Genomic DNA, 21021 nt, shown 5'->3' with positions numbered 1-21021 from the left:
TGGAGATGAGCCCCGCCCTCGTTCTCGTCCTCACCGCAGGTGCGCTCATCGGCTGCGGCGTCTACCTGCTCCTCGAGCGCAGCCTCTCGCGGATCGTCATCGGGCTGGTCCTGGTCAGCAACGGCGTGAACGTGATGTACCTCGTGATGAGTGGTCGCGCGGGCGGTCCTCCGCTCGTGGGAACCACGCCCACGGAGGAGATGTCCGACCCGCTGCCGCAGGCGATGGTGCTGACGGCGATCGTGATCTCGCTCGGGCTGAGCGCGTTCGTGCTGGCGATGGCCTACCGCAGCTGGCAGCTGCACGGCCACGACGAGGTGCAGGACGACCTCGAGGACCGTCGGGTCGCCGACCGGCTGGCGAAGGTCGGCACCCCCGACCGCGCCGACGAGGGCGCGGCCGACCTCGACGTCGAGGCGGCCGAGGCTCGCGACGAGACCGAGGAGACGCCGCTGCCGAGCACCTCCACGAACCAGCCCGGGCTCGGCGCCGTCGAGACCCCGGCACGAGGCGGTGACGCCTCGTGAACACCTGGCTCGTCCCGCTCCCTGTCGTCATCCCGTTGGTGGCCGCAGGCCTGACGCTCGCGCTCGGCGGCCGCAGCAGGCTCCAGGGCATCATCTCCGCGATCGCCATCACGCTGGTGGTGCTCGCCTCCGGCGCACTGATGTACCTGGCGCACCACGACGGTCCGCAGGTGGTCAACGTCGGCGAGTGGAGCGCCCCGGTGGGCATCTCGCTGATCGCGGACCGGCTGTCGGCGCTGATGCTGCTGATCTCCGCGATCGTGCTGCTCTGCGTGCTGCTGTACTCGCTCGCTCAAGGCCTGGCCGACGGCAACGAGGGCGCACCGGTCGCGATCTACCACCCCACCTACCTCGTGCTGGCAGCAGGGGTCGCGAACGCGTTCCTGACCGGAGACCTGTTCAACCTTTACGTCGGCTTCGAGATCCTGCTCGGCGCCAGCTTCGTGCTGCTGACGCTCGGCGGCACCGGCGAGCGCATCCGAGCCGGGTCGATCTACGTCGTCGTCTCGCTTCTGTCCTCGGTCCTGTTCCTCATCGCGATCGGGCTCGTCTACGCCGCCACCGGCACCCTGAACATGGCCCAGCTCGCCGAGCGGCTCGGCAACATCGACCCCGGCATGGCGCTGGTGCTGCAGGTGATGCTGCTGCTCGGCTTCCTCATCAAGGCGGCGGTGTTCCCACTCTCGGCCTGGCTCCCGGACTCCTACCCGACGGCGCCCGCGCCGGTCACCGCGGTGTTCGCCGGCCTGCTCACCAAGGTCGGTGTGTACGCGATCCTTCGTACCCAGACCCTGATGTTCCCCGAGGGTCGGCTCGACGACGTGCTGCTCGTCGCCTCGATCGTCACCATGCTCGTGGGCATCGTGGGTGCCGTCGCGCAGGACGACCTGAAACGTCTGCTGTCCTTCACGCTGGTCAGCCACATCGGCTACATGATCTTCGGGGTCGCCCTCGCCAACAAGGCCGGCCTGGCGGCCGCGATCTTCTACGTCGCGCACCACATCACGGTGCAGACCGCCCTGTTCCTGGTCTCGGGACTGATCGAACGGCGAGGTGGTACGACGTCGCTGGAGAACCTCGGGAGCCTGGCGCGGCTGGCGCCGGCGCTCGGGGTCCTGTTCTTCATCCCCGCGATGAACCTCGCCGGCATCCCCCCGATGTCGGGGTTCCTCGGCAAGGTGGGGCTGCTGCAGGCCGGTGCCGAGCTCGGCACGCCGCTGGCGTACGTGGGCGTGGCTGCCGGGCTGCTGACCTCGCTCCTGACGCTGTACGCCATCGTCAAGGCGTGGAACAAGGCGTTCTGGCAGGAGGCCCCGGAGCCGTTGCCCGAGACGTCGATCCCGCGCTCCATGTTCGGTCCCGCTGCTGCGCTGGCGGCCGTGGGCCTCGCCTTCGCCGTGGTCGGTGGACCGCTCAGCACGTACACGGCCTCGGCCGCCACCGACCTGCAGTCACGCACGCCGTACGTCTCCGCCGTGCTGACCAACGGCGACCGCGGAGACGGCACCAGCGACGAGGCCGCCGACGATCCCACCCAGGACCCGAGCGAGACCGAGTCGGCCACCGACGACGCCACCGACGGAGGCGATGATGGCTGAGCGCGTGAAGTTCTGGACCCGGTGGCCGATGGTGCTGTGGCTCGCCGCGGTGTGGGTGCTGCTCTGGGGTGACCTGACGGTGGCGAACGTCGTCGTGGGACTCGTGCTCGCTGTGCTGCTGGTGACGCTGCTGCGGATGCCGAAGGTCGGGTTCGAGGGCCGCCCCTGGCTGCCCGGGATCGTGGTGCTGGTCGTCTGGTTCCTGGGCGACGTGGTGATGGCGTCGGTGCAGGTGGCCAAGAAGGCGCTGTCACCGGGCGAGCCGCCGCACGGCGCCGTGATCCGGGTGCGGCTGCGCTCCCACTCTGACCTGTTCCTGACGATCACCGCCCAGCTGTGCTCGCTGGTGCCGGGGTCGATCATCGTCGAGGCGCACCGGCTGACCGGCACCCTGTACGTCCACGTGTTCGACGTGGCCGAGGCCGGCGGCATCGACGGCGCCCGTGATCACTGCCTCAAGGTCGAGCGGCGCGTGCTGTACGCGTTCGCGACCGACGAGGCGCTCGCGGAGGCAGGCCTGCCGCCGCGCCGGCGGCTGCTGCGCCGACGACCTGCTGCGGAGGTGACGCGATGAGCCCGGTCGTGCTGTGGGTCGGTGGTCTGATGCTGGCGGCCGCGGCCATCATCATCGTGGTCCGGATCGAGCGGGGCCCGTCGATGCTCGACCGGACGATCGCCCTCGACATGCTCGTCGGCGTGGTCATCGCCGCGTTGGCGCTGTGGAGCGCGGCCGCCGAACGTACCGACCTGGTCAACGTGCTCGTGGTGCTCTCGCTCGTCGGGTTCGTCGGATCGGTCACGCTGGCGCGGTTCGTCGCCGTCGAGCCCGAGGACGAGGGGCGGATCCTCACACCCGAGGAGGTCCGCGCCCACGACGGCCGGATGCGGGCCTCGCTCGCCAAGGAGAGCAAGCGCCGCGTCGGTGGCCGCGAGGACGCGATGCGCCGCGCCTACCCCGAGAGCGAGGACCCGCGATGAGCGTGCTCGACTGGTTCGCCTCGATCTGCTTCTTCCTCGGCTGCGCCCTCAACCTCATCGCCGCCATCGGAGCGCTGCGCTTCCCGGACCTGCTCTCCCGCATGCACGCGGCCACCAAGCCACAGGTGCTCGGGCTGATGCTGGTGATGGCAGGGCTCGCTGCGTCACTCGGCTCGAGCCAGCTGACCTGGAAGCTGACCATCGTCGTGCTGTTCCAGTTCATGACCGCACCCGTGTCGGCGCACATGGTGGGCCGCTCCGGCTACCGGACCGGCAAGGTGCGCGAGGACCTGCTCGTGATCGATGAGCTCACCGAGGACCTCGACCGCGCCAAGTCCACGCCGATCCCGCCCTCGAGCAGCTAGCCCGACCGGCCACGGCGATCGGCGACGCGCAACCTCGCCAGGCGCCTGACTCAGGTCGCCCGCCGGCGGCCACCAGGGTCGATACGGTCGCCGGCGGGGACCTTCGCTCCGGCGGCGATCCGGGCCGCGGCACCGATCAGCACCAGCTCGTCGCTGGTCGGCAGGTCCCCCGAGATGCCGGCGCCCACCACGGCATCGGCGCCCACCGTCGCGCCGTCGGCGACGATCGCGTGCTGCACGCGGGCACGCGCCCGCACCGTGACGTCGTTGAGGAGGATCGAGTCGCGCACCACGGCGCCCTCCTGCACCACGACCCCGGGGCCGAGGACGCTGCGCTCCACCCGGCCGGCGATCCGGCACGCCGGCCCGACCAGGCTGTCGACCACCTGCCCGCCGCTCTCGATGAGTGCCGGCATCCGCGGCACGTCGTGGGTCAGGATCGGCCAGGCGCTGTCGTCGAGCTGCAGGTCGGAGCTGCGGCGGCGGCTCCGGGCCACCAGCACGTCGCGATGCGCCGCGAAGTAGGTCTCGGGCCGGCCGACGTCCTTCCAGTAGCCCGACAAGGCGAACTCGTGGACGCGGCCACGCTCGACGAGGGCAGGGAGCAGCCGGTCCCCGAAGTCGCCCAGCCCCTCGCCGTCGGCGTCGTCGTCCTGCCCGAGCTGCTCGAGGAGCTCGAGGGCGACGGCGGTGTCGAAGACGAAGACCTCGGCGGCGACGACCCCGTGCGAGGGCTTCTCCGGCTTGACCTCGCAGCCGCGGACGATCCCGCCCTCGTCGATGTCGAGCACGACGTGGTGCTTGGCCTGCGCGACCGGCACGCGCGTGGTGACGACGGTCGCCTCGGCTCCGGTGCGCTGATGCTGGGCCACCACGTCGGCGTAGTCGAGCTTGTACACGTGATCGGCGCTCATGACGAGCAGCGCGTCGGGCTCCGCGCCCGCGATCAGGTGCCGGTTGGTGTAGATGGCGTGCGCGTTCCCCGCGTGCCACTGGCCGCCGTCGTCGCCCGACTCCTGCTGCGGCGGCACGATCCGGAGCCCGCCGTGGCTGCGGTCCAGGTCCCACGGACGTCCCCCGGCCACCACGTCGAGGATGCTCTGGGTCTCGAACTGGACGAGCAGCCAGACGTCGTCGATGGCGCTGTGCCGCAGGTTGCTCAGCGGGAAGTCGAGGAGCCGGTAGACCCCGGCGAACGGGAGCGCAGGCTTGGCACGGTCCTGCGTGAGGACCTCCATGCGACTTCCCGCACCGCCGGCGAGCACCAGTGCGAGGACGTCGAGGCGAGCCATGGCACGATCCTAGTGAGCGGGTCCTCGGGCCGGAGGGGTGGTGGCGGCGCCGATCAGGCGCCTGACGTCAGGCGTCGAGCCACTTCTTGGTGCCACGGACCACGTAGGAGCGCACGGCGGCCGCGACGGCTGCGCTCACCGCCGCGAAGATGATGACCTCGACGACGGAGATCTCGCCGTCGTCGTCGATCGCCTTGGGCGGCTCGTGCCCGGTGACGCCCTTCCAGGCCAACGAGATCGCCTTGGTGGCGACGAGCCCGGCGCCCAGGGTGGCCACGGTGGCGATCAGCTTCTGCGGGTTCACGCGATCCTCCAGGTCTGTCGGTCAGCACCCACCCTATGTGCGCCAGCGCCATGCGCTAGCGTTGCCTCAACGACAGGGGAGCGCGCAAGGCGCTGAGAGTGCGGCGAGCCGCAGACCCTCGAACCTGCTCCGGTTAGCACCGGCGAAGGGAGTCGAGCAACTCTCGTTGTCATCCGTCCGGGTGACTGAACCCCTTCTCAGCAGCCCTGAGGAGGCCAGCATGACCAGCATCAGCAGCACACGGCGGCGCACCCGCCGCCCCCGCACCGCAACCTTCGCCGCGTTCGCCGGGCTCGTCCATCTCGCGACCGGCTGCTCGGTGATCGGCGGCGACGGGTCCGACCCGGAGAGCGGCGCGTCCCAGGAGGGCACCGGGTCGGTCGTCAGGGTCGTCACCCACGACTCCTTCGCGCTCCCCGACGAGCTGATCGAGCAGTTCGAGACCGAGACCGGCTACGCCGTGGAGGTCAGCGCCCCCGGAGACGGCGGCGCGCTGGTCAACCAGCTCATCCTCACCAAGGACGCCCCGCTGGGCGATGTCGCGTACGGCGTCGACAACACGTTCGCCTCCCGCGCGATCACCGAGGAGGTGTTCGCCTCCTACAGTTCGCCCGCGCTGCCGAGCAGCGCGGAGCAGTACCTGGTCCCCGGCTCCGACGCGCTGACCCCGGTCGACATCGGCGACGTCTGCCTCAACGTGGACCGCGAGTGGTTCGCCGAGGCCGGCATCGCCGAGCCCACCACCTTCGAGGACCTGCTGGAGCCCGAGTACGCGAACCTGACGGTGGTGAGCAACCCCGCGACCTCCTCGCCGGGGCTGGCCATGCTGGTGGCGACGATCGGCGCGTTCGGCGAGGACGGCTTCGCGCAGTACTGGGCGGGGCTGCGGGAGAACGGGCTCGAGATCACCAGCGGGTGGTCCGACTCCTACTACGTCGACTTCTCCGGCTCCGAGGGTCAGGGCGACCGCCCGATCGTGCTGTCCTACTCCACCTCGCCCGCCTTCGAGGTGACCGAGGGCGAGGCCGAGAGCCCGACCGGGGCGCTGCTCGAGACCTGCTTCCGCCAGGTCGAGTACGTCGGCGTGATCGAGGGGGCCGCGAACCCCGAGGGCGGACAGGCGTGGGTCGACTTCATGCTCAGCACCGACGTCCAGGCGGCGCTGCCCGAGAGCATGTTCGTCTACCCGGTCGACGACCAGGTCGAGCTGCCCGGCTACTGGGTCGAGCACGCGCCGCTCTCGCCGGCCCCGTTCGAGGTCGGTCCCGAGGAGATCGCCGCCGGTCGCGACGCCTGGATCCAGACCTGGACCGAGACCGTCATCGACTGACCCCCATGCCTGCCCCCGGAACCCACCCAGCCGCCAGCCCGGACCCGGCTGCCGACCCTGCCACAGCCTTCGTCCCAGCCCCGGCCCCCGCCAGCGCGGTCGAGCAGGGGGTTCTGCCCGGTATGGCCAGCGATACCGCGCAGGAACCCCTGCTCGGTGGCCGTGGCGGGGCCCGCGAGCCGCGAGGTGGAGCCGCGCGGGCGGCGGCGCTCGGCTGGGTCGGGTGGGCGGTCGCCGTGGTGGTGCCGCTGGCGTTCCTCGGGGTGTTCTTCGCCTGGCCGACGGCGGCGCTCGTGGCCCGCGGGTTCGTCACCGAGGGCGCCCTCGACCTGAGCGGATTCGCCGAGGTGCTCGGCCGGCCCCGCACCTGGAGGTTCGTCGGGCTGACGCTGCTGCAGGCGAGCCTGGGAACCGGGTTCTCCCTGCTGCTCGGTCTGCCCGCGGCCTACGTGCTGTACCGGTGCACGTTCCGCGGCCGCACCGTGCTGCGGGCGCTGGTGACGGTGCCGTTCGTGCTGCCGACCGTGGTGGTCGGGGTCGCCTTCCGGGCGTTGCTCGCCAGCTCGGGGCCGCTGGGCTTCCTCGACCTCGACGGCAGCCTCGCCGCGATCGTGGCCGCGCTCGTGTTCTTCAACTACGCGGTCGTGGTGCGCACGGTCGGCGGGCTGTGGGAGCGCCTCGACCCGCGCGCCGAGGAGGCGGCGCGCGCGCTCGGGGCGTCCCCGTGGCGCGCGTTCGTCTCGGTCACGCTGCCGATGCTCGCACCGGCGATCGCCTCGGCGGCCTCGATCGTGTTCCTGTTCTGCGCCACGGCGTTCGGCGTCGTGCTGATCCTCGGCGGCACCCGCTACGGCACGATCGAGACCGAGATCTGGGTCCAGACCACGCAGTTCCTCGACCTGCGCGCCGCCGCCGTGCTCTCGGTCGCGCAGCTGGTGGTGATCACGGTCGTGCTGGCCGTCTCGGCCTACACGCGCCGGAGCCGGGAACGCGCTCTGCACCTCGCCGGCACCGTGGTGCGGCTGCGACCGCTGCGGCTGCGCCCGAGCGCGGCGACCGGCTGGGGTGACCTCGTCCCGGCGGCGGTGACGGCCGCCGTCGGGCTCGGCCTGCTCGCCTTCCCGCTGGTCCACCTGCTGGTGGCGAGCTTCCGTACCCCGTCCGGGTGGGGGCTCGGCAACTACGTGGCGCTCGGCACGACGGGGGGTCCCAACGCGTTGAGCGTGACGGTGTGGGACGCGCTGCTCACGTCGCTGCGCACCGCGGTGGACGCCACGGTGATCGCGGTCGTCGTCGGCACGCTGGTCGCGCTGGTGGTCTCGCGGCGGCCCCGCAGCCGTACCGCGCGCCGGGCTATCGGGCTCATGGACGCCGCGGTGATGCTGCCGCTGGGGGTCTCGGCGGTCACGGTCGGGTTCGGCTTCCTCATCACGCTCAACCGGCCGCCGCTCGACCTGCGCAGCTCGCTGGTGCTGATCCCGATCGCGCAGGCGGTGGTGGCGATCCCGCTGGTGGTGCGGACCGTGCTGCCCGTGCTGCGGGCGATCGACCCCCGGCTCCGCGAGGTGGCCGCCGTCCTGGGTGCGACACCCGGGCGGGTGCTCGCCCACGTCGACGGGCCGTTCCTGGTGCGCTCGCTCGGTCTCGCGGTGGGGTTCGCGTTCGCGGTCTCGCTCGGAGAGTTCGGGGCGACGGCGTTCCTCGCCCGGCCGGACCGGCCCACCCTGCCGGTCGTGGTGGTGCGCCTGCTCAGCCGGCCCGGCGCGGAGAACTACGGGATGGCGCTCGCCGCAGCGGTGGTGCTCGCGCTCCTGACAGCGACGATCATGGGGATCGCCGAACGGCTGCGCAGCGCCGGCGGCGCCGGATCGGGGGAGTGGTAGATGTCGCTTCGCATCGACGGCGTGAGCGTCGTCTACGAGAGAGCAGCCGCACCGGCGGTCGACGAGGTCAGCCTCGAGATGGCGGCCGGTGAGGTGCTCGCACTGCTCGGTCCCTCCGGCTGCGGCAAGTCGTCGTTGCTGCGCGCGGTCGCCGGGCTGGAACCGCTGGCGGCCGGACGCGTGCGCTGGGAGGGTCAGGATCTCGCCGAGGTGCCGGTGCACCGCCGCGGCTTCGGCCTGATGTTCCAGGACGGTCAGCTGTTCCCGCACCGCGACGTCGCCGGGAACGTGGCGTTCGGGCTGCAGATGGCGGGCCGTCGCGACCGCGCGCGGGTGGCCGAGCTGCTGGAGCTCGTCGGGCTCGCCGGGTACGAGCGGCGCCCGATCAGCACGCTCTCGGGCGGGGAGCAGCAGCGGGTCGCGCTCGCGCGTGCGCTCGCTCCGCAACCGCGGTTGCTGCTGCTCGACGAGCCGCTGTCCGCTCTCGACCGAGGCCTGCGCGAGCGTCTCGCGGTGGAGATCGCCGGGATCCTGCGCGCCACCGGCACCACCGCCGTGTACGTCACGCACGACCACGACGAGGCGTTCACGGTCGCGCACCGGGTCGCCCTCATGCGTGCCGGACGCGTGATCCAGACCGGCTCCCCGGACGAGCTCTGGGCCGCCCCGACCGATGCCGAGGCCGCCGCGTTCCTGGGCTACCGCGTCGTGACCGCCGACGACGGCGGCTCGCTCGCCCTCGGCCCGCGCGCGCTGCGGGTGGCCGGGTCGGGCGAGGTCGCGCAGGTCGAGGGTGTCGTCGCGGGCCTGACCTTCGCACGGGGCGAGCGGCTCGCCCTGGTCGACGTCGAGGGGTGGGGACAGGTGCGGGCCCGCACCGGCGAGGCCGAGATCGAGCCGGGCTCCGCCGTCGGGCTCGTGATCGAGGTCGGCGGCGCGATCCGGCTCTGACGGACTCGCCTCAGCCCCTCCTGACTCAGCCCTCCGCCGAGGTCGCTCGAGCCAGGAGTGCGACCTCACAGTCCTGGGCCTGGACGACGGCGACCCGCCGCGGTACAGTAGTTGAATACTAAATCAGATCGCCACTCGGGGCGGGCTGCACGACACGGAGGACGACTGATGGACCGGTTGGCACAGAGCACAGCGATGGGCGACGTCGAGCTGCTGGTCCGCGACCTCGACCGCGTGCTCGCCTACTACGCCGAGGGCGTCGGCCTCGACGTGCTGCGCCACGACGGCCCCGAGGCCGTACTGGGCCGCGGCGGCGAGCAGATCATGCGGCTCGTGCAGCGCTCCGACCTGCCCGAGTTCGAGCGCGGTGACGCCGGCCTGTTCCACACGGCGATTCTCTTCGCCGACCGGCCGAGCCTCGCTCGGGCGGTCGCCGGCACCGCGCGGTTCGCGCCGCGCAGCTTCACCGGCAGCGCCGACCACCTGGTCTCGGAGGCGTTCTACTTCGACGACCCGGAGGGCAACGGCGTCGAGCTGTACGTCGACCGCCCGCGCGAGGAGTGGACGCGGACGAGCGGCGGCGGCGTCGAGATGGCGTCGCTCTACCTCGACCCGAACGACTTCCTGCAGACCCACCTGCCGGCCGCGCCCGCACCCGACGCCGACGGCGCCGTGATCGGTCACGTGCACCTGCAGGTCGGCGATATCGCGCTCGCCGAGCAGTTCTACTCGGGCGTGCTCGGCTTCGACGTGATGAACCGGTACGGCTCGCAGGCGCTCTTCGTCGCCGCCGGCGGCTACCACCACCACATCGGCATGAACACCTGGAACAGCCAGGGCGCCGGTCCTCGCGCAGCCTCCCTCGGCCTGGGTCAGGTCAGCATCGAGCTCCCGACGTCGGACGACGTCGAGGCGCTGGTCTCCCGCCTGCGCTCCGCGGCGGTCGAGACCCGGCACGACGGCGAGACGCTCCGGTTCGACGACCCGTGGAAGACCCTGATCGAGGTGCGGGCAGCCGCTGCCTGAGGGCGTCGGCGGCGATCAGCCGTCGAGCTTGAGCTCCCACGCGGCGGCGCCGCCGGCGGGGCGGAACCCCAGCGCGACGTTGATGCTCAGCATGTAGTCGTTCTCCTCGGCGTTCCAGGTGTGCACCCGCTCCGCGCGCGGGTACGTCTCCGCGAGCCGCTGCAGGTTCGCCGCCTTCATCAGCATGCCGAGGCGGTGTCCGCGGTGATCCGCCCGGACGATCGTGTTGTCCTGGTACACCGGCTCGGGCTTGCCCTCCTCCGTCTCGAGCGAGGTGTACCCGGCGAGCTCGCCCGAGGGGCGGTGCAGGGCGGCGACCACGATCGTGTGCATGCCCTGATCGGCCAGGCTGGCCTCCTGGGTGCGCACGCGCTCCGGCGTCCAGCTCTCCTCCTCCCACGTCAGACCGGCCGAGGGAGCGTCCGTGCTCATGCTGCGCAGCAGCACGCAGTAGGACTCGACCCACTCCTCGGGGACCGTGTCGTCCCAGGCGATCAGCTCGTAGTCGGCACCCGCCTTGACCTCGGCGTCGGCGCGGAACGCGGCCAGCGTCTCGGGATCGACGGGCAGGTCGAGCAGCGAGTGCCGCTCCGCCTGCTCGAGCCGGAACCCGTGCGCCAGCGCGAACCGGGTGCCGAGGTCGGCACCGGGCACGCGGCCGGCACCGGTCGGTGCGGTCAGGGCGTCCGGGTCGTCGGCGGCCGGCTCGACGCCGTACCCGGACCAGCACTGCACCACCGTGCGGCCGTGCTCGCGCACCTGCGCCAGCGCATGCTGCCAGAGTGCCTCCCCGGCGCCGCGGCGGCGGGCGTCGGCCCGCGTACCGACCCAGACACTGGCGCTCGAGGTGTTGTCCTCCAGCGGGATCCAGGTGGCGGCGATACCGACGACGTCCTCGGCCGAGGGGTGCTCGATCTCGGACGGCACCGCGAGCGTGCGGAGCTTGAGGTGGGTCTCCTGATGGAGCAGACCCGCGGCGACCTGCTCCGGAGTGACGGCGAAGTCGTCGTTGCCCCACACCTCGGCGTCGAGGACTGAGGACAGCTCGGCGACGGCGCGGACCTCCCAGCTGGGCTCGGCGCCGGCGGAGGTAGGCACAGGAACGTCGATGATCCGGTAGCTCATGGCTCAGGATGACGGGTAGGCCTCCCCGTCGTCACGGCAATTGCGGGACACGACCCGTTGTTACCCTCGCCGGGAAGGAGGTGACGGGAATGCACATCGACGCAGGGTTCGGCGCCCTCTTCCCGTTGCTGTTCGTGGCGCTCGCCGCGGGTGGGATCTGGTGGGCGTGGTACTGGGGCAAGAAGCAGCGCGAGGCTGCGCAGGCCTGGGCCGCCTCCCGCGGCTGGACCTATCACCGCAACGTCCCGGGACTGGTTCACCGGTGGCAGTCGGCGCCCTTCCGGCGCGGTCACAGCCGGCGTGCGCAGAACGTGCTGACCGGCAGCTTCCACGGCAGGCACGTGGTCTCGCTGCAGTACCAGTACACGACCGGGAGCGGGAAGAACCGGACCACGCACACCTATCACGTCGTCGCCCTCAGCCTCCCGGCGCGGCTCCCGTGGTTGCAGCTCAGCCCGGACGGCATGGGCGCCGGCGTCGCCAAGTTCTTCGGCGGCCAGGACATCAGGTTCGAGTCGAAGGCGTTCAACGACGCCTGGCGCGTGCAGGGACCCGAGGGCCGGTTCGCCTACGACTTCATCCACCCGCGGATGATGGACCGCCTGATGGCGCCCGACGCGCTCGGCCGGAGCATCACGGTCGAGGGCAACGACATCTTCATCGCGGTCAGCGGCAGCCAGCGCATCGAGGCGATCGACGTCTACGTCAACACCCTGTACGGGATCCAGGACCTGATCCCCCGCCACCTGTGGCTCGAGGTGGGTTACGACCCGCTGGCGAGCACGGCGTGAGGGGTACGAGGCTCGCAGCGCTCTCCGCGACCGCGCTGGCCCTGCCCATTGTCCTGGCGGGATGTGCCTCCGCGGACCCGGCCGGTGTGGCCGCCGTCGGCCTCGACGAGGACGGCTACGTCGCCGTGGTCCAGATGTGCGACCAGCGACGCACGGTCACCTATGCGCAGTTCGCCGAGGAGCCCGACGGCGCCCCCACCCTGGCGTGGATCGGGCGCACCGTGGAGCCCATCACGTTCTACCGGGTGGGTGGCGACCCTCCCGACAACTGGGTCCTCGACGTCGACGGCGGCCTGCTCAGCGACCGCAGCTACACCTTCTCGGCCACCGCCGAGGACGTGGAGGTGACCGGGCCGGAGATCACGCTCGCCGACCTCAACGCGCTGGGGCCCGGCGAGGTCATCGACGCCGAGGGCAGCGCCCAGCCCCTCGACGACTTCCTGGACAGCGCCTGCTCCGGCTGAGGTCTTCCCGCTGCTGGGGGCCTCGCTGTGCCACGATGACGCCATGGGCCTGCCGCAGAAGTTCCTGGGTGCTGACGAGGACGTCATCCTCCACATGCGCACGCACGGCAAGGACCTCATCCTGCCGGTCCTGGGGCTGCTGTTCCTCGCCGCGCTGACGTGGGTCTCGATGGCCTTCATGCCGGCGTCGTGGACGCCCGCGGGGACGTGGGTCGTCGGGGTCGTCGTCGCCGTGCTGTTCGTGATCCTGGTGCTGGTGCCGTTCCTGCGCTGGCGCACCACGACCTACACCCTGACCGACCGGCGCGTGATCACCCGCAAGGGCATCATCAACAAGTCGGGTCACGACCTCCCGCTGTCCCGCATCAACAACGTCACCTACAACCGCAGCCTGCTGGACCGGATCCTCGGCTGCGGCACGCTGACGCTCACCACCGCGGCCGAGGCCCCGGTCAGCCTCTACGACGTGCCCGACGTCGAGCGGGTGCACGTCGTCATGACCGAGCTGCTGTTCGGCGACGAGGCGGGCGCGGCGGCCAAGGCCAACGAGGACGACTGACCTTCCCCGGCGTTGGGTGCCGGCGGTGCGCCGCCCTACGATCGTCGCCATGAGCGAATCGGGTCTGCAGCAGTCGCGCGAGAAGATGGCTGAGGCCGGGGTCAGCCCGGTGGCGATCGAGGTCTTCAGCCACTACTACCGACTGCTGGAGGAGGGCGCGACCGGCCTGATCCCGGAGTCGACGATCGACCCGCTGCTGGAGGTGCCCCAGCTGAGCGAGGTCGAGATCTCCGACGCCGATGCCGCCGCCGCCCTGGACGCCACCGTGGTCATCAAGCTCAACGGTGGCCTGGGCACCTCGATGGGTATGGACAAGGCGAAGTCGCTGCTGCCGGTCCGTGACGGCCAGTCCTTCCTCGACCTGATCGTGCAGCAGGTCCGCAGCACCCGGGCCGCGACCGGTGCGCGGCTGCCGCTGCTGTTCATGAACTCGTTCCGGACCCAGGACGACACGCTGGCGGCGTTGTCGGCACACCCCGACCTCCCGGTCGACGGCCTCCCGCTCGACTTCCTCCAGAGCAAGGAACCCAAGCTGCTCGCCGCGGACCTGACCCCGGTGGACTGGCCGGCCGACCCCGCGCTCGAGTGGTGCCCCCCGGGGCACGGGGACCTGTACCCCTCGCTGCTCGGCTCCGGAGTGCTGGAGGCGTTGCTCGACCAGGGGTTCACCTACGCCTCGGTCTCCAACGCCGACAACCTCGGTGCCAGCCCGAGCGCGCAGATCGCCGGCTGGTTCGCGGCGTCCGGTGCGCCGTACGCGGCCGAGGTGTGCACCCGGACGGTGAACGACCGCAAGGGCGGGCACCTCGCGATCCGGAAGTCCGATGGCCAGCTGATCCTGCGGGATACGGCGATGACGCCCGACGAGGACATGCACTTCTTCACCGATGAGCACGTCCACCCGTACTTCCACACCAACAACCTGTGGTTCGACCTGCGCGTCCTGCACCAGGTGCTGACCGAGCGCGACGGCGTGCTCGGGCTGCCGCTGATCAAGAACGTCAAGACGGTCGACCCCGCCGACTCCAGCTCCCCCGAGGTGATCCAGGTCGAGTCGGCGATGGGCACCGCCGTCGAGGTGTTCGAGGGCGCGACGGCGATCGCCGTCGGGCGCGAACGGTTCCTCCCGGTCAAGACCACGAACGAGCTGCTGCTGCTGCGCTCGGACGTCTACGACCTGGGCGACGACGGCCGCCTCACGCAGGCCGCCGCGATCCCCGCGATCGACCTCGACAGCCGGTACTTCAAGAAGATTGACGACTTCGAGACGCGGTTCGCGCAGGGGGCCCCGAGCCTGCGCGAGGCCACCTCGCTGACGGTGACGGGTGACTGGACCTTCGGGCCCGACGTGCGGGTGGAGGGCGCAGCTACGCTCACCGACACGGGCGCGGCCGAGGACGTCGCCGCCGGCAGCGTCATCGGCTGAGCCCACCGGTCATCGCGCGCCCCGGGCCCAGGCCCGGCGGGAGGAACTCGTCGCGCGTGGCGCCGTGACGGCGATCGCAACCGGTTGCCATCGCGATCAGCGACGACTTCTGCCCGCTCCCAGGCGGGTCACGAGGTCGGCCGCACGGGGTGGAGCAGCGCGGTAGCCCGCCGGGTCACGGGCTCGGGTGCACGTCGAGCACCCACGGCTTGCCCGGCCGGGCGGGCTCGTGGAGCGCGACGTCGAACGCCGCCCCGATCTCCTGGGCCACGGCGGGCACGTCCTTGGCGAGGGAACCTGCCACGCACAGGTGCCTGGTCACGAGCCCGCGGGTGTGCTTGGCCGAGTGGCTCGCGCCGGGGACGCGGATCTGGACCCACCGGTCGGCGAGCTCCGCCGTCGGGCGCCACAGCGGCACGTAGCTGCTGGACCGGCAGTCCACGACGACGCCCCGCCCCGCGGCCTCGGTGAGCGTGTCCGGCAGGTGCCGGCGCCAGTACGCCTCGAGACCCGCAGGGCTGTCGAGGCCGTCGAGGCTCGCGCACACCGGGAGCCGGTAGGGCGGCAACGGGTCGGCGAGCCGCACCGCACCGAAGAGCGCGGACGTCACGACCACCCATCGCCGTGCGCGCCGCCGCGCAGCGACCTCCATCGACTCCAGGTCGAGCGCGTCGTAGAGGACGCCGGTGTACAAGCGCTCGGCCGGTAGCGTGCCGATCTCCCGGATCCGGGCGTTGCGCTCGACCTCCTGGGCGGCCCCGGGAGGCGCCGTCAGCCGCACGAGGGCGTCCGGGCGCGCGCTCGTGGTCGCGAGCGCGTCGAGCACGTGGTCGCGGGCGGCGGCGAGCTCGGGGAACGACAGCCGCGCCAGGTCGATCGGCCGGCCCCTCCCGCGTTGGGCCTTGCCCTCGGACGGGGGCAGCAGGATCAGCACCCCGCCAGCGTACGGTCGGTCGCGGTGCTCGGAGACCTCCGGGAGGCGGCTCGTCCTAGTCCGGCGAGGGGTCGACGGCGTGGCGCCCGCGGCTGCGGGCTCCCTCGTCCAGATGGATCCGGCTCACGCCTCGCACCGGCGTCGGAGCCGGTCCGTGCACCGGGAGGGGTGTCGCCGCACGGCGGCCGACCCGGCCGCTCGTCCCGACGCCGCCCACGCCGCCGGCGCTGGCCGCGAGCCGCGACCTGCTGATGCCGGTCACGTGCGGGACCACCTCGCGGGCGAACCGCTCGAGGCTCGCGTGGGTCTCGGCCGGGCTCGCCCAGTCGGCGACCTCCAGCAGCACGGTCCCGACACCGGCACTCAGGTCGAGCACCCGCTCGAGGTGCTCGATCGCCATCGCGGGCGTACCGACGACGCCGCGGCCGGCGGCGTGGAGGCTGTCGATCAGGGTGTCGGCGTCGGTCCCTGCCGGCACCTCGACCGGCATCGACGCCCGCGCGTACTCCGCCCACCGCGCGATGCCGTGGCGGACCTGGCGCCGGGCCTCGATCTCGGTGTCGGCGAGGTGGATCGGCGTGGTCACCGACCACCGGTCACGCGACAGGACGCGGCCCGCCTGGTGCGCCGCCGCCTCGGCGCGCAGCCAGGTCTGAGCCATTCGGTTCTCGCGCTGCAGCCCCACCGCCTGGGCCGCCGCGGTGCTGACCAGCCCGAGCCCGAGGGTGCCGGCCAGCTCGGGAGCCGCGGACCCGCCGAAGGAGACGGCGCGGGTGTCGAGCCGCCCCCGCGGCAGCAGGTGGGGGGTGTGGTCGCGCACCACCCAGGGCGCGTGGCGTGGCGTCAGTGACACCCGCCCCTTCCCGCGCAGCAGCGTCGCGACGGCGCCCACCGTCTCCTCGATCGCATGCTCGGCATCCGTGGCGGACAGCCCGGCCGTGGCGGCGTCCTCGACCATCACGTCGGCGCCCAGCCCGAGCACGAACCGGCCGCGCGTCAGGTGGTCGAGCTGTGCTGCGCCGTCGACCAGGTTCGCCGGATGGTGGCGGACCGGGTTGACGACCGCGCCGAGCCGGATCCGCCGGGTCGAGGCGGCGGCGTGCGCCGCCATCAGCATCGGGTCGGCGACGATCTGCCAACCACCGCTGCGACGCTCGGTCCACCAGAGCTCGTCCAGACCGAGCCGGTCGGCGTGCTCGGCCAGCCTGACATCGGCGGCGAGCTGGATCGCGGGGTCGTGGTCGGGCCGGTGCAGCGCGTGCGAGAGCACACCGAACCGGAGCGTCGTGGTCATCGAGCGGCCCCCGCCCGCACGTGACCGGGCGCGGGCGCGCCGACCGGTTGCGGCATCTGCTCATCTCTCGTCGAGGTCGATCTGGGCAGCGGCCCCCTGGCGCATCCGACCGCACTCGATCCTGCGCCGTGCGGGTGGCCGGCGTCAAGGGAGGTCCTCGGAGCCGGGCCGGGATCCAGGTACCGTCCTCCCGTGACCTTCTACCCCGACGGTGAGACCGACATCCCGAACCAGACGCCGGTGCCAGGCATCAGGGCCGGCCAGGTCCCGCCGGGTCGTCCGGACGTGCCCGCCGGTCCGGCCGCCTCACGGGGCACCGATCCGCGGTTCAGCAAGGCGATCGTCCGCACGGGGATGATCAACGGCGTCGTGCTGGTCGGTGCCGTGCTGCTGGCCTACGTCTTTCCGATCACCCACGACGAGCCCTACGCGATGCTGATCGTGCTGGGCGCAGCCATGCTCGCCGGCGTGCACATGACGGTGGTCATCCTGGCGCACCAGCGCCGCCGCCGGCGCGAGAAGGCGATGACCGCCGGCGTCCCGAGCGCGTACGGCGAGGTGCCGCCGGTCGCCGACGCGGCGCCCTACGGTGCGGTCCCGGCAGCCACGGCCGGCGGGTTCGCCCTCACCGTGGAGGACGTCTTCTCGATCACCGGCCGAGGCACGGTGGTGACCGGTCGGGTCGGGTCGGGTCAGCTGCGCGCGGGTCAGTACGTGGTGATCCGGCGCGGCACGCAGACGCTCGCCGAGGTCGAGGTGACCGGCATCGAGATGTTCCGCAAGACGACCGATGTCGCGAGCGTGGGGGACAACGTCGGCCTGCTGCTCAAGGGCGTCTCGCGCAGCGACGTGCAGCGCGGGGACGTGCTGTCCGCCTGATCCTCACTCGGTGACCGGTTCGGCCGCGTGCCTGGCGCGGCGCCCCCGTGGGTGGTTCGACGAACCCGCGTCCTCGGCCTCGCCGGTGCCCGGCTCGGTCTCGATCGACTGCTCCTCGTCGGCGGAGCCGCCCTCGACGGCGTCCCGTCCTCTCGAGCGTCGGCGTCGCTGTCCGACCGTGTAGATGACCGGCACGACGATCAGCGTCAGCAGCGTCGAGGTGATGAGCCCGCCGATGACGACGATCGCCAGCGGCTGCGAGATGAAGGCCCCGCCGCCGGTGACGCCGAGCGCCATCGGGAGCAGCGCGAAGATCGTCGCGGCCGCGGTCATCACGATCGGCCGGAGCCGCTTGCGCGCGCCCTCGACCACGGCCTCCTCCAGCGGTCGCCCCTGCCGCCGGTACTGGTTGATGAGGTCGATCAGCACGATGGCGTTGGAGACCACGACGCCCACGAGCATCAAGGCACCGATCAGTGCCGGCACGCCCAGCGGGGTGTCGGTGATCAGCAGACCCACGAGCGCCCCGGTGGCGGCGAACGGCACCGAGACCAGCAGGATCAGCGGCTGCGCGAGCGAGTTGAAGGTCGCGACCAGCACGATGTAGATGATCGCGATCGCCAGCACCAGCGCGAGCCCGAGGTCGGAGAACGCGTCCGCCTGGTCCGCCGCCGCGCCCGCCACCGTGACCTCGGTCCCGGCTGGCAGCTCGAGCGCGTCCATCTTCTCGGTCAGCTCGGCGCTCAACGAGCCGAGATCCTCGATGTTGGGCGTGATCGACACGGTGACGGTGCGTCGACCGTCGGTCCGCGTGATCGCCGAGGCGGTCTGCACCACCTCGACCGTGGCCACGCTGCTGAGCGTGACCGGCCCACCCTCTCCGGTGAGCGGCAGCGCGGCGAGCTCGTCGAGGTCGGTGGGGGAGTCGGCGAAGCTCGCGATGACCGAGACCTCGTCGCCGTCGATGTCGATCGTGCCGACCTCGGCGTCGGTCATCGCGCCGGCCACGGCGACCGCGACGGCGGTCTCCGTCAGCCCCGCGGCAGCGGCCGCGTCGCGGTCCACCGTGACCTGGATGACCGGTTGGTCCGAGGCCAGCGAGGAGCTGATCTCGGCGATGCCGTCCATGCCCACGACAGAGTCGTGAACCAGCTGTCCCGCCTCGGCGAGCGCGTCGATCTCGTCCGCGGTGACCACCAGGTCGACCGTGGTCGCGCCCAGGCCGGCATCCCCACCGGCGACGCTGATCCCGGTCACGCGGCCCTCGACGAGACCGGCGACGGCGTTCCGAACCTCGGTCTCGACGGCCACGCCGTCGGCGTCGTGGTCGAGCGTGATGGCGAAGCTGGCCTGCGTGCTGCTGCCGCCGAAGAATGCGGCGAAGCCGCCTCCGGAGCCGACCGTGGTCTGCACGGTCTCGACGGCGTCGATCGCCATCAGTGCGTCCTCGACCTGCTGGGCGGCGTCGTCCTGCGCCTGCAGCGAGGTGCCGGGCTCGAAGTCCTGCGTGACGGTGAGCGTGTCCTGCCCGGAGTTGCCGAGGAAGTTCGTCTGCAGCGAGGGCACGAGCGCCACCGTGCCGCCGAGGATGGCGACGGCGATCACGAGCGTCACGGCCGGTCGGCGCAGGGCGGCCTTCAGCACCGGCAGGTAGCCGCGCTGCCAGATGCCGCGCCGCTCCTTGGCCTCGGCGGCCTCGCGCGCGCGTGCCGCGGCCTCGACGTCGGAGGCGCCCTCCGGCGTCTTGAGGAACCAGTACGCGAGCACGGGGATGATCGTGAGCGCGACGAACAGCGACGCCATCATCCCGATCGCGACCGTCACCGCGAACGGCCGGAACAGCTCGCCGACGAACCCGCCCACGAACCCGATCGGCGCGAACACCGCCACGGTGGCGATGGTGGCGGAGGTGATCGCCCCGGCCACCTCCTTCACCGCGGTGAGGATCACGGTCCTGCGGCTGGCGCCGTCAGCGCCGTACGAGAGGTGTCTCTTGATGTTCTCGATGACCACGATCGCGTCGTCGACCACGCGGCCGATCGAGATGGTCAGCGCCGCGAGCGTCAGCAGGTTGAGGGAGTACCCCACGACCTCCATGACGATGAACGCCGTCAGCAACGACAGCGGGATCGAGACCGCCGAGACCAGCGTTGAACGCAGCGACAGCAGGAACAGCAGGATGACGACGACGGCGAAGACGAGCCCGAGCATGCCCTCGGTGGCCAGACCTTCGATCGACTCCGTGATGAAGGGCGCCTGGTCGAACGTGACGGCGACGTCGACGCCCTGCGCCTCGAGCCGCTCCCCGAGGTCGGCGATCGCCTGCTGCACGGACTCGGAGACCTCGACGACGTTGCCGTCCGGCGTCTTGGTGATCGCGATCGACAACGACGGCTCGCCGTTGAGACGGGACAACGAGGTGGCAGCATCCTCCTGGTCCACGACCGCCGCGATGGTGCCCAGCGTCAGGACGGAGCCGTCCGGTGCCGTCCCCAGCGGGATGGCCGTGAGCTCCTCGACGGTCGTGATCGGGGTGCCGGTCTCGATCGTCAGGCTCTCGTCACCGTCGGTCAGGGTGCCCGCGGGTACCCGCAGGCCGAAGTTGTCGAGCACCTCCAGGACGTCCTGCGGCGTCAGCCCCGCGGCCGCCATGGCGGCCATGTCGACGTCGACGGCGATCTCCCGGACCGCCTGACCGCTCACCGTGACGGACCGGACCCCCGCGATGTCCTCGAGCTCCGGGACGATGATCTCCTCGACCACCCCGGCGAGGTCGTCGCCGTCCGACGCGCCCGCGGCCGCGAGCTGAAGGACGGGCAGGTCGTCGATGGAGCCGGCGATCACCTGCGGGTCGACGTCCTCGGGCAGCTGCTGGGAGGCCGTGTCGAGCGCGGAGCGCAGGTCCGCGAGCGCGGTCGGCATGTCGGTGCCGTACTCGAACAGCACGGTCGTGGTGGAGACGTTGCTGGCCGCCGTCGAGGTCATCTCCTCGATGCCGTCGACGCCCGCGACCGCCTCCTCGAGCACGGTCGTCACGCGATCCTCGACGACCTCCGGCGAGGCGCCCGGGTAGCTGCCGATGACGACGGCGGCAGGAAAGCTGATCGAGGGGATCAGCTCCTGTCGGAGCGAGGTCAGGCTCACGGCCCCGAGCGCGGCGATCGCCACGGTGATCAGCGCGACGAGCGCGCGGCGGCTGAGGGAGAAGCGTGCGAGGTAGTGCACGGGCGGGCTCCAGAGCAGGTGCGGACCAGGCGATGTTGAGGGTAACCCGAAGGAAAGTGGCTGACGCGGG

20 protein-coding genes and 1 riboswitch are annotated in these 21021 nt (G+C 71.9%); of the genes, 14 read left to right on the top strand and 6 right to left on the bottom strand.

Translation table 11 applies throughout. From position 1 onward, the window contains the following. The first annotated feature begins 5 nt into the window (after positions 1–5). Genes GPA04_RS07435 through mnhG form a run of 5 tightly spaced genes read left to right on the top strand, consistent with a single transcriptional unit; the run spans position 6 to position 3468 of the window. Positions 6–527, top strand: coding sequence for a Na(+)/H(+) antiporter subunit C (locus GPA04_RS07435; protein WP_156223531.1), 522 nt, complete (start codon positions 6–8; stop codon positions 525–527). Beyond that, on the top strand, positions 524–2125 hold the full coding sequence (locus tag GPA04_RS07430; protein WP_156223429.1) for a Na+/H+ antiporter subunit D: 1602 nt from the start codon (positions 524–526) through the stop codon (positions 2123–2125). The genes GPA04_RS07435 and GPA04_RS07430 overlap by 4 nt, the downstream gene beginning before the upstream one ends. Further along, entirely contained in the window at positions 2118–2699 is a 582-nt protein-coding gene (locus GPA04_RS07425) for a Na+/H+ antiporter subunit E (RefSeq protein WP_241680656.1), read from the top strand. Before GPA04_RS07430 ends, GPA04_RS07425 begins: the two co-directional genes overlap by 8 nt. Next, positions 2696–3103: an MrpF/PhaF family protein gene (locus GPA04_RS07420; RefSeq protein WP_156223427.1), complete on the top strand. Its 408-nt coding sequence runs from the start codon at positions 2696–2698 to the stop codon at positions 3101–3103. The genes GPA04_RS07425 and GPA04_RS07420 overlap by 4 nt, the downstream gene beginning before the upstream one ends. Continuing rightward, positions 3100–3468: a monovalent cation/H(+) antiporter subunit G gene (gene mnhG, locus GPA04_RS07415; protein WP_156223426.1), complete on the top strand. Its 369-nt coding sequence runs from the start codon at positions 3100–3102 to the stop codon at positions 3466–3468. The genes GPA04_RS07420 and mnhG overlap by 4 nt, the downstream gene beginning before the upstream one ends. Positions 3469–3518: 50 nt before the next feature. On the opposite strand, the gene GPA04_RS07410 is transcribed toward mnhG, so the two are convergent. Then, positions 3519–4760, bottom strand: a complete 1242-nt coding sequence (locus GPA04_RS07410) for a glucose-1-phosphate adenylyltransferase family protein (protein WP_156223425.1) — start codon at positions 4758–4760, stop codon at positions 3519–3521. Between the two features lie 67 nt (positions 4761–4827). Further along, positions 4828–5064: a DUF4235 domain-containing protein gene (locus GPA04_RS07405; RefSeq protein ID WP_162458547.1), complete on the bottom strand. Its 237-nt coding sequence runs from the start codon at positions 5062–5064 to the stop codon at positions 4828–4830. A 64-nt stretch (positions 5065–5128) separates the two neighbouring features. After that, a riboswitch (TPP riboswitch) is annotated at positions 5129–5232 on the top strand. Between the two features lie 52 nt (positions 5233–5284). Here GPA04_RS07405 and GPA04_RS07400 point away from each other — a divergent pair. The 4 genes from GPA04_RS07400 to GPA04_RS07385 all read left to right on the top strand — a co-directional run bounded on the left by GPA04_RS07400 (position 5285) and on the right by GPA04_RS07385 (position 10254). Then, positions 5285–6394: a thiamine ABC transporter substrate-binding protein gene (locus GPA04_RS07400; protein WP_156223423.1), complete on the top strand. Its 1110-nt coding sequence runs from the start codon at positions 5285–5287 to the stop codon at positions 6392–6394. Positions 6395–6516: 122 nt separating this feature from the next. Continuing rightward, positions 6517–8277 carry an ABC transporter permease gene (locus tag GPA04_RS07395; RefSeq protein WP_156223422.1) on the top strand — a complete coding sequence of 587 codons (1761 nt, stop codon included), beginning with the start codon at positions 6517–6519 and terminating at the stop codon, positions 8275–8277. Then, a complete protein-coding gene (locus tag GPA04_RS07390) occupies positions 8278–9228 on the top strand; it encodes an ABC transporter ATP-binding protein (protein WP_156223421.1) in 951 nt (316 codons plus the stop codon). Positions 9229–9396: 168 nt separating this feature from the next. Further along, positions 9397–10254, top strand: coding sequence for a VOC family protein (locus tag GPA04_RS07385; RefSeq protein WP_194238933.1), 858 nt, complete (start codon positions 9397–9399; stop codon positions 10252–10254). A gap of 15 nt (positions 10255–10269) precedes the next feature. Here the strand turns inward: GPA04_RS07385 and GPA04_RS07380 are convergent, their stop codons facing one another. Further along, complete coding sequence (locus GPA04_RS07380) at positions 10270–11379, bottom strand: GNAT family N-acetyltransferase (RefSeq protein WP_156223420.1); 1110 nt, start codon at positions 11377–11379, stop codon at positions 10270–10272. An 89-nt stretch (positions 11380–11468) separates the two neighbouring features. Here GPA04_RS07380 and GPA04_RS07375 point away from each other — a divergent pair, with 89 nt between their 5' ends. The 4 genes from GPA04_RS07375 (at position 11469) to GPA04_RS07360 (ending at position 14619) form a co-directional block, all read left to right on the top strand. Then, on the top strand, positions 11469–12170 hold the full coding sequence (locus GPA04_RS07375) for a type III secretion system chaperone family protein (RefSeq protein WP_156223419.1): 702 nt from the start codon (positions 11469–11471) through the stop codon (positions 12168–12170). A gap of 86 nt (positions 12171–12256) precedes the next feature. Then, positions 12257–12634 (top strand): hypothetical protein, encoded by a 378-nt coding sequence (locus tag GPA04_RS07370; protein ID WP_156223418.1) that lies wholly within the window; start codon positions 12257–12259, stop codon positions 12632–12634. 43 nt (positions 12635–12677) lie between these two features. After that, positions 12678–13193, top strand: coding sequence for a PH domain-containing protein (locus tag GPA04_RS07365; RefSeq protein ID WP_156223417.1), 516 nt, complete (start codon positions 12678–12680; stop codon positions 13191–13193). 49 nt (positions 13194–13242) lie between these two features. Further along, positions 13243–14619 carry a UTP--glucose-1-phosphate uridylyltransferase gene (locus tag GPA04_RS07360; protein ID WP_156223416.1) on the top strand — a complete coding sequence of 459 codons (1377 nt, stop codon included), beginning with the start codon at positions 13243–13245 and terminating at the stop codon, positions 14617–14619. Positions 14620–14794: 175 nt separating this feature from the next. Here the strand turns inward: GPA04_RS07360 and GPA04_RS07355 are convergent, their stop codons facing one another. Both GPA04_RS07355 and GPA04_RS07350 read right to left on the bottom strand, forming a co-directional pair. Further along, on the bottom strand, positions 14795–15553 hold the full coding sequence (locus GPA04_RS07355; protein WP_156223415.1) for a YaaA family protein: 759 nt from the start codon (positions 15551–15553) through the stop codon (positions 14795–14797). A 55-nt stretch (positions 15554–15608) separates the two neighbouring features. After that, positions 15609–16847 (bottom strand): LLM class flavin-dependent oxidoreductase, encoded by a 1239-nt coding sequence (locus GPA04_RS07350; protein WP_156223414.1) that lies wholly within the window; start codon positions 16845–16847, stop codon positions 15609–15611. Positions 16848–17039: 192 nt separating this feature from the next. Between GPA04_RS07350 and GPA04_RS07345 the strand changes: the two genes are divergently transcribed. Further along, entirely contained in the window at positions 17040–17726 is a 687-nt protein-coding gene (locus GPA04_RS07345) for an EF-Tu/IF-2/RF-3 family GTPase (protein ID WP_206674146.1), read from the top strand. Between the two features lie 3 nt (positions 17727–17729). Here GPA04_RS07345 and GPA04_RS07340 read toward each other — a convergent pair whose 3' ends face one another. Continuing rightward, positions 17730–20951, bottom strand: a complete 3222-nt coding sequence (locus tag GPA04_RS07340) for an efflux RND transporter permease subunit (protein WP_156223413.1) — start codon at positions 20949–20951, stop codon at positions 17730–17732. Positions 20952–21021 lie beyond the last annotated feature (70 nt).

Source organism: Pseudactinotalea suaedae, assembly GCF_009733815.1.
Taxonomy (GTDB): domain Bacteria; phylum Actinomycetota; class Actinomycetes; order Actinomycetales; family Beutenbergiaceae; genus Pseudactinotalea; species Pseudactinotalea suaedae.
This window is presented reverse-complemented; position numbering and strand designations above follow the sequence as displayed.

What these genes read in the sequence shown, in the direction of transcription:
- GPA04_RS07435 (WP_156223531.1), top strand. Translation starts at nt 6, where the DNA reads ATGAGCCCCGCCCTCGTTCTCGTCCTCACCGCAGGTGCGCTCATCGGC.
- GPA04_RS07425 (WP_241680656.1), top strand. Translation starts at nt 2,118, where the DNA reads ATGGCTGAGCGCGTGAAGTTCTGGACCCGGTGGCCGATGGTGCTGTGG.
- GPA04_RS07420 (WP_156223427.1), top strand. Translation starts at nt 2,696, where the DNA reads ATGAGCCCGGTCGTGCTGTGGGTCGGTGGTCTGATGCTGGCGGCCGCG.
- mnhG (WP_156223426.1), top strand. Translation starts at nt 3,100, where the DNA reads ATGAGCGTGCTCGACTGGTTCGCCTCGATCTGCTTCTTCCTCGGCTGC.
- GPA04_RS07410 (WP_156223425.1), bottom strand. Translation starts at nt 4,760, where the DNA reads ATGGCTCGCCTCGACGTCCTCGCACTGGTGCTCGCCGGCGGTGCGGGA.
- GPA04_RS07400 (WP_156223423.1), top strand. Translation starts at nt 5,285, where the DNA reads ATGACCAGCATCAGCAGCACACGGCGGCGCACCCGCCGCCCCCGCACC.
- GPA04_RS07395 (WP_156223422.1), top strand. Translation starts at nt 6,517, where the DNA reads ATGGCCAGCGATACCGCGCAGGAACCCCTGCTCGGTGGCCGTGGCGGG.
- GPA04_RS07390 (WP_156223421.1), top strand. Translation starts at nt 8,278, where the DNA reads ATGTCGCTTCGCATCGACGGCGTGAGCGTCGTCTACGAGAGAGCAGCC.
- GPA04_RS07385 (WP_194238933.1), top strand. Translation starts at nt 9,397, where the DNA reads ATGGACCGGTTGGCACAGAGCACAGCGATGGGCGACGTCGAGCTGCTG.
- GPA04_RS07380 (WP_156223420.1), bottom strand. Translation starts at nt 11,379, where the DNA reads ATGAGCTACCGGATCATCGACGTTCCTGTGCCTACCTCCGCCGGCGCC.
- GPA04_RS07375 (WP_156223419.1), top strand. Translation starts at nt 11,469, where the DNA reads ATGCACATCGACGCAGGGTTCGGCGCCCTCTTCCCGTTGCTGTTCGTG.
- GPA04_RS07365 (WP_156223417.1), top strand. Translation starts at nt 12,678, where the DNA reads ATGGGCCTGCCGCAGAAGTTCCTGGGTGCTGACGAGGACGTCATCCTC.
- GPA04_RS07360 (WP_156223416.1), top strand. Translation starts at nt 13,243, where the DNA reads ATGAGCGAATCGGGTCTGCAGCAGTCGCGCGAGAAGATGGCTGAGGCC.
- GPA04_RS07350 (WP_156223414.1), bottom strand. Translation starts at nt 16,847, where the DNA reads ATGACCACGACGCTCCGGTTCGGTGTGCTCTCGCACGCGCTGCACCGG.